The sequence below is a fragment of the Cellulomonas fimi genome (assembly GCF_028527925.1).
Lineage (GTDB): Bacteria > Actinomycetota > Actinomycetes > Actinomycetales > Cellulomonadaceae > Cellulomonas > Cellulomonas fimi_C.
This window is the reverse complement of sequence record NZ_JAPESW010000029.1, coordinates 1-12,591: the sequence shown is the minus strand read 5'-3', so window position 1 is coordinate 12,591 and position 12,591 is coordinate 1. Positions and strand designations below refer to the sequence as shown.

12 protein-coding genes are annotated in these 12,591 nt (G+C 75.0%); all 12 read left to right on the top strand.

Features of this window, described 5'->3' with window-relative positions:
• Positions 1–124: 124 nt before the first annotated feature.
• Positions 125–1,696 (top strand): phage tail sheath family protein, encoded by a 1,572-nt coding sequence (locus OMK64_RS13650; RefSeq protein WP_272728925.1) that lies wholly within the window; start codon positions 125–127, stop codon positions 1,694–1,696.
• Positions 1,697–1,728: 32 nt separating this feature from the next.
• Positions 1,729–2,178, top strand: a complete 450-nt coding sequence (locus OMK64_RS13645; RefSeq protein WP_124343995.1) for a phage tail protein — start codon at positions 1,729–1,731, stop codon at positions 2,176–2,178.
• Positions 2,178–2,639 (top strand): hypothetical protein, encoded by a 462-nt coding sequence (locus tag OMK64_RS13640; protein WP_272728924.1) that lies wholly within the window; start codon positions 2,178–2,180, stop codon positions 2,637–2,639. Before OMK64_RS13645 ends, OMK64_RS13640 begins: the two co-directional genes overlap by 1 nt.
• Positions 2,636–2,794, top strand: coding sequence for a DUF6760 family protein (locus OMK64_RS13635; RefSeq protein WP_202924278.1), 159 nt, complete (start codon positions 2,636–2,638; stop codon positions 2,792–2,794). Before OMK64_RS13640 ends, OMK64_RS13635 begins: the two co-directional genes overlap by 4 nt.
• 1 nt (position 2,795) lies before the next feature.
• The gene (locus OMK64_RS13630; protein ID WP_272728923.1) at positions 2,796–6,239 is read left to right on the top strand and encodes a hypothetical protein; all 3,444 of its coding nucleotides are present in this window, start codon (positions 2,796–2,798) and stop codon (positions 6,237–6,239) included.
• A 31-nt stretch (positions 6,240–6,270) separates the two neighbouring features.
• Positions 6,271–6,702: a phage tail protein gene (locus tag OMK64_RS13625; RefSeq protein WP_272728922.1), complete on the top strand. Its 432-nt coding sequence runs from the start codon at positions 6,271–6,273 to the stop codon at positions 6,700–6,702.
• Between the two features lies 1 nt (position 6,703).
• Positions 6,704–7,570: a CIS tube protein gene (locus tag OMK64_RS13620; protein ID WP_272728921.1), complete on the top strand. Its 867-nt coding sequence runs from the start codon at positions 6,704–6,706 to the stop codon at positions 7,568–7,570.
• The gene (locus OMK64_RS13615) at positions 7,557–9,425 is read left to right on the top strand and encodes a VgrG-related protein (protein ID WP_272728920.1); all 1,869 of its coding nucleotides are present in this window, start codon (positions 7,557–7,559) and stop codon (positions 9,423–9,425) included. Before OMK64_RS13620 ends, OMK64_RS13615 begins: the two co-directional genes overlap by 14 nt.
• An 11-nt stretch (positions 9,426–9,436) precedes the next feature.
• Positions 9,437–9,886, top strand: a complete 450-nt coding sequence (locus tag OMK64_RS13610) for a gp25 family contractile injection system sheath assembly initiator (RefSeq protein WP_272728919.1) — start codon at positions 9,437–9,439, stop codon at positions 9,884–9,886.
• A 1-nt stretch (position 9,887) separates the two neighbouring features.
• Entirely contained in the window at positions 9,888–11,831 is a 1,944-nt protein-coding gene (locus OMK64_RS13605; protein WP_272728918.1) for a putative baseplate assembly protein, read from the top strand.
• Positions 11,831–12,388, top strand: a complete 558-nt coding sequence (locus tag OMK64_RS13600; RefSeq protein ID WP_272728917.1) for a phage tail protein — start codon at positions 11,831–11,833, stop codon at positions 12,386–12,388. Before OMK64_RS13605 ends, OMK64_RS13600 begins: the two co-directional genes overlap by 1 nt.
• On the top strand, positions 12,385–12,591 hold a 207-nt coding region (locus OMK64_RS13595; protein ID WP_272728916.1), incomplete at its 3' end, for a zinc-ribbon domain-containing protein. The genes OMK64_RS13600 and OMK64_RS13595, both read left to right, overlap by 4 nt.

Below are 12,591 nucleotides of genomic sequence, written 5' to 3'. Positions count from 1 at the left end.
GGCTCCGGCCGACGCCCGATCGGGCAACCACGCCGTCCCTCAGGGGCGTCCGGGCGGACCACCGCCCTCCCGACCGCCCGCAGCACGCTGACCAGTACGACTCCCTGTGCCCGAAGGAGGGGACATGCCGACCTACCTGTCACCCGGCGTCTACGTCGAGGAGGTGGAGGCGGGCACCCGGCCCATCGAGGGGGTCGGGACGTCCGTCGCCGCGTTCGTCGGCCTGGCGGCGAAGGGACCGTTCAACACGCCGACGCTCGTCTCGAACTGGACGCAGTACGCCGAGACGTTCGGCGACTTCCTGCCGAACTCGTACCTCGCGCACTCGGTGTACGGGTACTTCCTCAACGGCGGCTCGAACGCCTACGTCGTGCGGATCGGTGCCGACGGCGCCGCCGACGACCCCGAGGCGCAGCCGCGCACGCGCACCTCGCCGAAGGCGCTGCCGGCGGTCCCGCAGGCCGTGCTCGGGGCGTACAAGGTGACGGCGTCGGACAAGGCGCCGAAGACGAAGAAGCTGAGCGTCGAGGTGGCCGAGCCGAGCGGCGACAACCCGCCCGACGACCACTTCAAGCTCGTCATCCACGTCGACGGCAAGGCGACCGAGACGTACGACCACGTCACCACGAAGCGCGGCGACGACAACGTCGCGACCAAGGTGAACCAGCAGTCGAAGCTCGTGACGATCGAGGAGCTGGCCAGCGGCAGCGCGCTCGTGAAGCCCGACAAGGGCATCGCGGACCTGATCGAGCCGGAGCCCGAGCCCGAGCCGCCCGCCACGGGCGACCTCGGCGCCGACGACTACATCGGCGACGCGGCCGACCGCACCGGGTTCTCCGGCCTGGAGGCGATCGACGAGGTCACGATCGTCGCCGTCCCGGACCTCGTGGCCGCGCTCGAGCAGGGCGCGATCGACCTGGAGACGTTCCAGGCCGTGCAGCTCGCCGTCATCGCGCACTGCGAGCTGATGGGCGACCGCATGGCGATCCTCGACCCGCCGCCCGGGCTCGGTCCGCAGGCGATCAAGGACTGGCGCGTCGACACCGCGGGCTACGACTCCAAGTACGCGACGCTGTACTGGCCGTACATCAAGGTGTTCGACCCCGCGTCCGGCTCGAACAAGTTCGTGCCGCCGTCGGGCCACATGGCCGGCATCTGGGCGCGCAACGACGACACCCGCGGCGTGCACAAGGCGCCCGCGAACGAGGTCGTCCGCGGCGCGATCACGCTGCAGACGCAGATCACGCGCGCCGAGCACAACCTGCTCAACCCGGTGGGGATCAACGCGATCCGCACGTTCCCCGGCCGCGGGGTGCGCGTGTGGGGCGCCCGGACCCTGTCGTCCGACCCGGCCTGGCGGTACGTCAACGTGCGGCGGCTCTTCAACTACCTCGAGGAGTCGATCCTCGTCGGCACCCAGTGGGTGGTGTTCGAGCCGAACGACGACGCGCTGTGGGCCCGCATCCGCCGGACCATCTCCGCGTTCCTCGTCAACGAGTGGCGCAAGGGCGCCCTGTTCGGGCTCAGCCCCGAGGAGGCGTTCTTCGTCCAGTGCGACCGGGAGACGAACCCCGCCGAGGGGATCGACGCGGGCCAGGTCGTCTGCCGCATCGGGGTCGCGCCGGTCAAGCCCGCCGAGTTCGTGATCTTCCAGCTCTCGCAGTTCTCCGGCGGCACGAGCCTCGTCGGCGAGTGACCGGTCCCCGACGACCACAGGAACGGTGAAACATGGCACTCCCCGACACCTTCGACCTCGCCACCGCGTACTCGTTCTCGGTGAAGATCGACGGCATCCAGATCCCGCACGTCATGGAGGTCAGCGGGCTCAAGGCCGAGGTCGACAAGGTCACCTACCAGCAGCAGGCGTCCGACGGGAAGTTCGTCACGCGCCAGATGATGGGCCGCCAGAAGGCCGGCGAGTTCAAGGTCAAGCGCGGCCTCACCGACTCGACGACCGTCACGGACTGGCTCAAGGCGGTCTTCGAGGGCAAGCTCGCCGACGCCCGCAAGACGGCCGAGGTCGCGATCTACACGTCCGACAACCAGCTGCTCAAGCGGATGAACTTCCGCAACGTCTGGGTCAAGGACGTCGAGCTCGGCGGCACCCTCAAGGCCGGGTCCACCGAGCCGCTGTCCGAGACGTTCACGGTCTGCTGGGACGAGATGGAGTTCGCCTGATGCGACGCTCCCTGCCCGTCCAGCTGGACGCGCCCGAGGTCGACGAGGTGCCCACCGGCACACCGTCGGCCTCGGCCGTCCGGCGGGACGCGCTGCGCACCGAGTTCGACTTCCAGCTCCCGCGCGGGTACCTGGACGGCGACGGCGTGCTGCACCGGCACGGCACGATGCGGCTCGCGACGGCCCGCGACGAGCTGCTGCCGCTGTACGACGCGCGCGTGCAGGAGAACCCGGCCTACACGACGGTCGTGCTGCTGAGCCGCGTCATCACGTCGCTCGGCACCCTCGGCGCGGTCACGCAGAGCGTCGTCGAGAACATGTTCGCGTCCGACGTGGCGTTCCTGCAGGACCTCTACCGCCGCATCAACGCCGAGGGGCACACGCGCGCCGCCGTCACGTGCCCGTCGTGCCAGCACCGCTTCGACGTCGACATCTCCGGTGGGCGCCTGGGGGAATCGTGACGTACGCGCCGGCCCGCATCCGGGAGGAGGTCGCGTACGTCGCCTACCACTTCCACTGGTCCCACGACGAGATCCTCGACCTCGAGCACCCGCAGCGGATCGCCTACGTCCAGGAGATCGCGGCGATCAACCGCCGCATGAGCGAGGAGCGCTGACGTGCGCTGGCCGTGGCAGCGGGACCGTGCAGTCCCGCCCGTCGCCGACCCCGGGGCGCGCGCGTCGCGCACGGGTGCGGGTGTCGCGGCGAGCCCGGTCCCGGACCCCCCGGGGTCGTCGGGCTCATCGGGCTCGCCGACGGGCCCCCGGGGGGCGGACGCGCCCGGCGCGCCGGAGTCGACCGCCGGGTGGGCCTTCCTCCCGCCCCTGCAGCGGACCGTCCGGCCCGCCGAGCTCACCAGCCGCCCCGTCGCGTTCCTCGCGGACCTGCCGACGCGCGCGGCCCTGCCCTTCACCGGGTCGATGACGCACGTCGTCGACCACCGCGCCCCGTCGGGCGTCGTCGACGGCGACGGCGACCGCTCGGCGCCGCCCGTCCAGCGGTCCGCCGACGTGGACCTCACCCTCCTGCCACCCGCCCCGCGTGCCGCCACCCCCGTGCAGCGCCGCACGGGCAGGCTCGTGGCCCTCGACTCGGCGCCGGCGGGAACGCCACGACTGCGGGCCGTGCCCGTGGACCCGCCGGCGCCGGACACCCCCACCGTCACGCCCCTCGAAACGGCACCCTCGGCGGGTGCGGCCGGGGCGGGCGGCTGGACCGCCGACGGCTGGGCCGCACCCGACGCGTCCGGCGCGTCCGGTCCCGACGGGTCCTGGCGCGACGCCGGCGGGACGACGGTGCCGATCGGGTCCTCGGCGCCGCCGACCGCCGCACCTGCCCCGAGCCGGACCGACGGCGGCGCCGCCGTGCAGCGTCGTGTGGGGCTCGGGGCGCCGATCAGCCGGTCACCGCTCGCCGCCACGCCGCCGGACCTGCCGCTCGTGCAGCGCGACACGACGTCCGCGCCCCGCGGACCGGTGCGGACGGGCGGCGAACGGGGCGCAGGTGCGGGTTCCCCGGCGACCGCCGAGGGCGCCGACGCGACCCTGCGACGGTCGGCGGAACCCTCGGGCGTCCCGGCGGCGCGTGTCGATCCCCCGGCGCCGACCAGCCCGTCCGCTCTCGACCTGGCCGGGCCGTCGGACGCGGGCGGCACAGCCGACGCGGGGGGCGCAGGCGGCGTGCCACCGGTGCAGCGCGTCGTGGGCGACCCGACGGTGCTCGGAGCGCCGGGAGGGCCTCCGGCCGCGACTCCTCGGTCGTCGGCGCCCCTGACGTCGGCACCCACGGCGTCGGCAGCGTCTGCGTCGGGATCGGGCGGCACGACCTCCCGCCGTCCGGACGTCCCCGGCCCGTCCACGGCGCCCGTCCAGGCCGAGCCCCCGCGTCCGGCGCCCACGTCGACGGACGCCCTCGCCCTGGTGCAGCGCCGCACCGACGGCCCGACGGCGAGGACCGGTGACGGCGCGACGGGCCTGACGGCCGGCGACTTCGCCGCACCGGTCCCGGCGCCTGCCGACGGCACCCCGGTGCAGCGCAGCGACACCGTGGACGCAGCACGCCCGACCACCGATCTCGGCTCGGCGATCGACGCGCCCGACCCGATCGGCGCTGTCGCCGCGACCGCCGCAGCCCCCGCGTCCGGCACGGCCGAGACCCCCCACGCAGCCGCCTCCGACGGCGCGTCCCCGGCCGCCGATGCACCCTCCCCGCGCGACGCGGCGGAGCGTGGGTCGTCCGCACCCACGCTCGGCGTCGCAGCGCCCGTGGCGAACGACGCGACGTCCCTGACCACCGGACCGACGGGGCTCCGGCCGGACGCGCCGACGGGTGCGAGCGTGAGCCCCGCGGGGCATCGCGCCGGTCCCACGACGGACCTGACGCTCGCGTCACCGCCGACGCCCGTCCAGCGGTCGAGCGGACAGGACGCCGCGCTCACGGCCCCGCACGTCCCCGGCCGGGACACTCCCTCGGGTGCTCGGCTCCCCACGCTCGGGACGACCCCGGCGGGCGGCTCCGCCCACAGCGCGACGGCTGGTGCGGGACGCGGGACGGACGGCACCGCGTCGACGCCCGCAGCACCACCGGCACCGCCGCCCCCGGCACCGTCCTCACCCGCGCCGACGGACCCCGCCGCCGCACCGCCCGTCCAGCGCACGGTGACGGGATCCGAGCACGACGCCGCGCCGGCAGACAACGGCGCCCCGCGCGGACCGGCGTGGACCGACACGCCGCCCACCGCGCGCCGAGGAGCCGCCCCCGCCGTGTCGCTCGACGCCCCGCGCCCGGCGGGCGGATCGGACCTCCCGGTCGTCGTCGCGCGCACGGACGCCCGCGCGACCACGGCCGAGGACAACGGCAGCGGCACGGGCACGACGACGTCCGGCGGCGGCCCTACGACCACCGCCCCCGACATGCCCACCGCCGCGAGCACGGCCACGCCAGGAGCACGCTCGACCACCCCAGCCGGCGGAAGCACCACCGGCGCCCGCCCGACGGCCGCCCTGCAGAGGACCGGAGCGGGCACGGCGCCGTCGACTCCCCTCCCGGACCTCGGCCGACCGCTGCGCGTCGGTCCGCTGCTCGCGGGCACGCCCGTCCCCGTCCAGCTGACGGAGCGCCGCCCGCCGACGGTGCTCGCGGGCCGGCCCGCCGCGCGCCGCGCGGTGCCCGTGCAGCGCGTCGTCGTCGGCGCTCCCTCCCCCTCGACCCCGACGACCGGCGGCGCGACCCTGTCCGCCACCGTGCTCGACCACGACCCGACCGGGGCTGTGCCGGCGTCCGGCGCCGCCGATGCCCCCGGCGCGGACGCCACGCCGGCGCCCGCGGTGCACGAGGGCCCGGACGGCATCGACCCGTGGGCGCCGCCCGATGCGGCGGTGACGACGCGAGCCGACCTCGTCACCCTGCAGGCACCGGCAGCGACCACGTCCGCGCTCGCCCTGCCCTCGACCAGCACCTCGCGGGCCGAGAGGCGGCCCGCGACCGTCCAGCGCGCCTCCGCCGACGGCCCGCTCGCGGCGCCGGGGCGAGCCACGGACGACTCGTCGACGGGGCCGGCGTCGTCCCTCCCGAGCGGCCTCGACCTCGCCGGCGCACCGTCGACGACCATGACCACCGACCGGCCCCTGACGCCCCTCTCCCCAGGTGGCGTCGGGGCGCCGGGCGGCCTGACGGTGTCGCGGTCGACGCGGCCGGTTCCCGCACCGGCCACCCCTCCGACCGGCACCGCGACCGGGACCGCCGCGTCGCCCGACGCCCTGCCGCTGGTGCAGCGCCGGGCCGAGCGCGCACCGACGACGGTCCCGCCGGAGCCGCCCGCCGCACGGCCCACGCTCCAGCGCAGCGACGACGCCGCTCCCCCGCCGCCCGTCGCGACGCCGGTCGTGGCGCCCGACGCGGCGGGCGAGGCGCCGGACGGGTCCGGGGCGTCGCCGTTCGCGTCGGCGACCCCGGCGGACCTCGACGAGCTGGCCCGTCGGCTCATGACGCCGCTCATGCGACGGGTACGCGGCCAGCTGCTGGTGGACCGCGAGCGCCGCGGCACGCGGACGGACCGATGACGGGCAGGACGACGAGCGGGAGGAGGGAACCGTGCTGGAGGACACCGCGACGGCCGTCGGGCTGCAGTACGTCGTGACGGTGGACGGCCACAACCTCGGCGCGTTCGCGTCGTGCGAGGGGCTGGGCCTGGAGGTCGTCGTCGAGAGCCGCGAGGAGGGCGGGTTCAACACCGGCGTGTGGCAGCTGCCGACGCGCGTGAAGTACCCGAACGTCAAGCTGAGCCGGCCGCTGGGCAAGGAGACGGCGGACGTCATGGCGTGGCTGTCGACGGTGAGCCAGGGGCTCGTGGCGACGACGGCGAGCATCGAGGCGAGGACGACCGACGGCACGAAGGTCGTGCGCTGGACGCTGCAGGGCGTGGTCCCGATCCGGTGGACGGGCCCGTCGCTGACGCCGGACACGACGAAGGTCGCCACCGAGACGCTCGAGCTCGCGCACCACGGCTTCGGCAAGGCGGCGTGACGTGGGATCGGCGACGGGGTTCAACGCGAGCGCGGCGTCGGCGGCACCGGCGGGCGCCTCGACGCTGACGCACGCGAAGCTCGACCTGCACGAGCCGTCGAAGGACGGTGCGCTCGACAAGCCGGGGCCGCTCATCGGGTCGGTGGACTTCCAGTTCAACCCGAAGGAGCTGACGCTCCAGAAGTCGGCGAAGTGGACGCGCCCGACGACGAGCGGCGCGACCCGGTCGAGCCCGCCGCAGTACCAGGGACCGCAGCCGTCGAAGCTGACGCTCGAGATGTTCCTCGACGAGTCGGTGTTCTTCGACCCGGGCAAGAAGCAGAGCGGCTCGGTCGTCAAGACCGTGGAGCAGCTGTTCAAGTGCTGCGTGCCGACCGACGCGTCGCACGGGCAGAAGAAGGACTCCCCGCCGTGGGTCAAGTTCTCCTGGGGCGGCCTGACGGGGTTCCTCGCGTACATCGAGCAGGTGCAGGTGAAGTACACGCTGTTCACGCCCGCGGGGCTGCCGGTGCGCGCGGTGTGCACGGTGACGCTGCAGGAGCTCGCGGGCGAGCCGCCGGGCACGAACCCCACGTCGGGCGGCCGCGTGCCGCACCGCGAGCACGTCGTGGTGCAGGGCGACACGCTTCCGGGCGTCGCGTACCAGGAGTACGGGGATGCGGCGCTGTGGCGGGCGGTCGCGGACGTGAACGGCATCGACGACCCCGCACGGCTGCGTCCCGGGCGACGCCTGCTGCTCCCGACCGCCGACGAGCTGCTGCGCCAGGCCCCGTCGACGGCGCCGCGGACGCCGCCCACGACGCCGCGCGCGGGCGCCCCCGCGGTGACCCCCGCACCCCGCAGGGAGGTGGCCGGTGCCGTTCGGTGAGGAGCACAGCGCGACGCTGCTGGTGTCGGTCGACGGGGCACCGCTGCCGGCCGACGTCGCGCCGCTGCTCGTGTCCGGGTACGTCGACAGCGCGCGCAGCGTGCCCGACCTGTTCGTGCTGCGGTTCTCCGACGAGCACGGGACCGTGCTCGCGAAGGGCGGGTTCACGATCGGCGCGCAGGTCGAGCTGCAGGTGCAGCTCAGCGGCCCGGGCGGCCCGAAGCCGCTGCTCAAGGGCGAGGTGACGGCGGTCGAGGCGGAGCTGAGCCCGGAAGGGCTGCACACCGTCGTGCGCGGCTACGACGTGTCCCACCGGATGTTCCGGGGCCGGCGGATGGAGGCGTACCGACGCATGAAGCCGGGTGAGATCGTCCGCAAGGTCGCGGGGCGCGCGGGCGTCGCGGTCGGCACGGTGTCGTCCGACGGTTCCGTCATCGAGCACGCGGTGCAGGACGACGTGGACGACTGGACGTTCGTCTCGACGCTCGCGGACGAGCTCGGCTGGGTGCTGCGCGTCGTCGACGGCAAGCTGCAGGCCGGGCCGCCCGCGCAGGCCACCTCCGCGCCCGCGACGAGCGGTGAGGCGCGCAAGGACCCGCTCGTGCTGGAGAAGGGCATGAACCTCCAGTGGTTGCGCGCGACCGTGACGGCCGCGGGGCAGGTGCCGGACGTCGAGGTCCGCAGCTGGGACGTGAAGCAGAAGAAGGCGCTCGTCGGCACGGCCACGGCAACCACGACGAGCGCCCAGCTCGCCGACACCGACCCCGTGAAGCTCGCGAAGAAGTTCGGCAGCCCGACGTTCGTCGAGTCCGCGTCGTCGCTCGAGACGCAGGCCGCGGTGACCGCGCGCGCCAAGGCGCTCGCGGACCGGATCGCGGGCGGGTTCGCGGAGCTCGAGGGCGCGGCGCACGGCAACCCGGCGCTGCTCGCGGGCGCGTCGGTCGCGGTGCGCGGGATCGGCTCGCCGTTCGACGGCCAGTACGTGCTGACCGCGGTGCGCCACGACTTCGACGCCGAGGGCGGGTACATCACGTCGTTCACGGTGGCGGGCGCGTCCGAGCGGTCGCTGCTCGGCACGGTGCTCGGGTCGACGGGCGGTGGGCTGGGCGTCGCGGGCGGTCCGACGGGTCGCACCCCGACCCTCGGCGTCATGCAGGCGATCGTCACGGACGCGAAGGACCCCGAGGCGCTCAACCGGGTCCGCATCAAGCTCCCCGCGCACTCCGACACGTACGAGTCGGGCTGGGCGCGCGTCGTGCAGCCCGGCGCGGGCGCCAACCGCGGCACCGGCATGCTGCCCGAGGTCGGCGACGAGGTGCTCGTCGCGTTCGCCGAGGGCGACCTCGCGCAGCCGTACGTGCTCGGCGGTCTCTACAACGGCAAGGACAAGCCCGACGCGGACCAGGTCGGCGGGACCGACGGCAAGATCCAGAAGCGCGTGTTCGTGTCCCGCACCGGCATGCGCGTCGAGCACCTGGAGAAGCCCGGTGCGGAGGAGCTGACCATCTCGACGAACGCCGGCGCGCAGAAGATCCGGCTCGTGCAGAAGCCGGACGCGGCGATCGAGATCATCTCCGAGGGCCCGGTCACCGTCACCGCCAAGAAGGAGGCGACGGTCACCGCGCAGAAGGACGTCTCGGTGACGAGCCAGACGGGCGCGGTCAAGGTCAAGGGCGTCGACGTGTCGATCGAGGGCTCGAAGTCGGTCGCCGTGAAGGGCCCGCAGGTCACCGTCGAGGGCACCGCGAGCGCCGAGGTCAAGGGTGCCGCCGTCAAGGTCGCCGCGCAGGGGACGGCCGAGCTGTCCGCGTCCGGCGTCACCACCGTCCGCGGCTCGCTCGTGAAGATCAACTGAGGGGGCGCGACGTGGGCCAGGAGTTCATCGGTGCCGGGTGGGCGTTCCCCGTGCGCACCGACGCGACCGGCCGCATCGCGCTGTCCCGCGAGGGCCGCGAGATCGAGGAGAGCATCCGGCTGATCCTCGCGACGGCCCCCGGCGAGCGGCCCATGCGGCCCGAGTTCGGCTGCGCGGCGCACGACCACGTGTTCGCGCCCGCCGACGCGTCGACCGCCGGGGCGATCGCCGACGCGGTCCGCATCGCGCTCGACCGGTGGGAGCCGCGGATCGACCTGCAGGACGTGCTGGTCCGCTACGACGAGGTCGACCGCGGCCTGCTGTACATCGACGTGCAGTACGCGCTGCGCGGCACCAACGACCCCCGCAACCTCGTCTTCCCCTTCTACACGATCCCCGACGAGCGCCCCGGCACCCCCGCGGGCACGGGCGCCGCCGGGCCGACGGGCGGAGGTGCCTGACGTGCTGCCCACCCCGAACCTCGACGACCGCCGGTTCCAGGACCTCGTCGACGACGCGAAGCGCATGGTGCAGCGGCGGTGCCCGGAGTGGACCGACCACAACGTGTCCGACCCGGGCGTGACGCTCATCGAGACGGTCGCGTTCATGGCCGACGAGCTGTTCTACCGGCTCAACCGCGTGCCCGACCGGCTGTACGTCGCGTTCCTCGACCTCCTGGGCGTCACGCTGCACCCGGCGGGCGCGGCGAGCGTCGACGTCACGATGTGGCTGTCCGCCCCGCAGCCGGAGACGGTGGTCGTGCCCGAGGGTACCGAGGCCGCGACGCAGCGCGGCGAGGGCGAGGAGCCCGTCGTGTTCGCGACGACCGCGGAGCTGCGCATCCCGCCGCGCGAGCTGCGGCACGTGCTCACGCAGCGACCCGGCGGCGAGCCCGTCCCGCACGACGAGCAGCTCTCGTTCCGCGAGCAGTTCCCGGTGTTCGCCGACGTCCCGCAGCTCGACGACGTGCTGCTGCTCGGCCTCGACGACGCGGCGCCGTCGTGCGTCATCGTCCTGCGCTTCGACTCCGACGTGCAGGGCGTCGGCGTCGACCCGCGCCACCCGCCGATCGTCTGGGAGGCGTGGGACGGGCGGTCGTGGGTGTCGTGCGACGTCGACAGCGACGGCACGGGCGGCCTGAACCGCCCCGGCGACGTCGTGCTGCACGTGCCCCCGACGCACACCGCGCACGTGCTCGCCGACCGCCGCGCGGGGTGGCTGCGCTGCCGGGTCGTCCCGCCCGACACCGACTACACGGGCTACTCGGCGTCGCCGACGGTCCGCGAGGCGAGCGCGTTCACCATCGGCGGGACCGTCGCGGCGATCCACGCGGCGACCGTCGAGGACGAGGTCGTCGGGCTGTCCGAGGGCACGTACGCGCAGGTCTTCCCGCTCGAGCACGGGCCCGTCGTCGCCGGTCCGCCGCTGACGCTCGAGGTCGCCGCGGGGCCCGGCTGGGACACGTGGACCGAGGTCGACTCGTTCGCGGGGCACGAGCCCGACGACCAGGTGTTCCGGATCGACCGCGCCGCGGGCGAGCTGCACCTCGCCCCCGCGGTCCGCGAGCCCGACGGGACGCTGCGCGCGTACGGCGCGGTCCCGCCCAAGGGCGCGCCCCTGAGGCTGCCGCGCTACCGCACCGGCGGCGGTCCCGACGGGAACGTCGCGCCCGGGACGATCCAGGTGCTGCGCGGTGCCGTGCCGTTCGTCGACCGCGTCTCCAACCGGCGCGCCGCGGTGGGCGGGGTCGCGGCGGAGACGGTCGACGAGGCGAAGGAGCGCGGGCCGCTCGCGCTGCGCGTCCGCGACCGGGCCGTGACGACCGAGGACTACGAGGAGATCGCGCGGGCCGCCACGACCGGGGTCGCCCGTGTCCGGGCCGTGGCCGCCGGCGACGGGGCCGACGCGGGTGCCGTGCGTGTGCTCGTCGTGCCGACCGCCGTGCCGGACGCCGCGGGGATGCTGCGGTTCGAGGACCTCGTGCCGCCCGCCGACACGCTCGCCGCGATCGCCGACCACCTCGACGAGCGCCGTCCCGTGGGCGCGCGGGTGCTCGTCGAGCCGCCGTTCTACCAGGGCGTCACCGTCGTCGCGCGCCTGTCCCCCCGCCCCCGGGCCGACGTCGCGCTGCTCGCGACCGAGGCCGAGCGTGCGCTCTACCGCTACTTCGACCCGCTCACCGGCGGACCCGACGGCGACGGCTGGCCGTTCGGGCGTCCCGTCCAGGCCGGTGAGGTCTACGCGGTCCTGCAGCGGCTGTCCGGCACCGAGCTCGTCGAGGACGTCAAGCTGTTCGCCGCCGACCCCCTCACCGGCCGCCGGGGCGAGGCCGTGCAGCGCATCGACCTCGACAAGCACGCGCTCGTCTTCTCCTTCCGGCACCAGGTCAGGGTGGCGAGGCGCTGATGCCCGACGTCCGCAGCAGGCGCGGGATGGTCGACGGGCTCACCACGCCCGTCCCGATCGGCACGCGCCTGCCCGCCGTCCTTCAGGAGGACGACTTCCTGCTGCGGTTCGTCGCCGCGATCGACGACACCTTCGCGCCCGTCCACCTCACGCTCGACGCGCTCGCCGCGTACGTCGACCCGCACCTCGCACCCGCCGACTTCCTCGAGTGGCTGTGCGCCTGGGTCGGCATCGAGCCCGACCAGACGTGGAGCGTCGGACGTCGGCGCGAGGTCGTCGCGCACGCGTCCGCCGTGCACCGGTGGCGCGGCACGACGCGCGGCGTCGCCGAGGCGGTGCGGCTCGTCGTCGACGGCGACGTCGAGGTGACGGACACCGGTGCGGCGGGCTGGTCGTCGACCCCCGGCGGGCCCGTGCCCGGCGAGCCGACACCCGGCCTGCTGGTCCGGGTACGCGCGAGCGGTCCCGTCGACCGGCGGCGCGTCGAGCGCGTCGTCGCCGCCGTGACCGCCGCGCACGTGCCCTTCACGCTCGACCTGGAGGAGGAGACCTCATGATCGTGTGCCCGTCGTGCGGCAGCCGGAACGAGGACGACGAGCAGTTCTGCGGCGAGTGCGGCAACTACCTCGACTGGGACGAGGTCCAGGTCGTCGAGGAGCCCGCCGCCGTCGAGCTCGCCGAGCTGGAGATGGAGCGGGGCCGCTTCGACCGCGCCGTCGTCGCCGCGACCCGGGCCATCCGGCTCGACGAGTGCCGGGAC

Bases quoted from the DNA above. Each gene is read 5' to 3' on its own strand.
- OMK64_RS13650 (WP_272728925.1), top strand. From the start codon at position 125: ATGCCGACCTACCTGTCACCCGGCGTCTACGTCGAGGAGGTGGAGGCG.
- OMK64_RS13645 (WP_124343995.1), top strand. From the start codon at position 1,729: ATGGCACTCCCCGACACCTTCGACCTCGCCACCGCGTACTCGTTCTCG.
- OMK64_RS13640 (WP_272728924.1), top strand. From the start codon at position 2,178: ATGCGACGCTCCCTGCCCGTCCAGCTGGACGCGCCCGAGGTCGACGAG.
- OMK64_RS13600 (WP_272728917.1), top strand. From the start codon at position 11,831: ATGCCCGACGTCCGCAGCAGGCGCGGGATGGTCGACGGGCTCACCACG.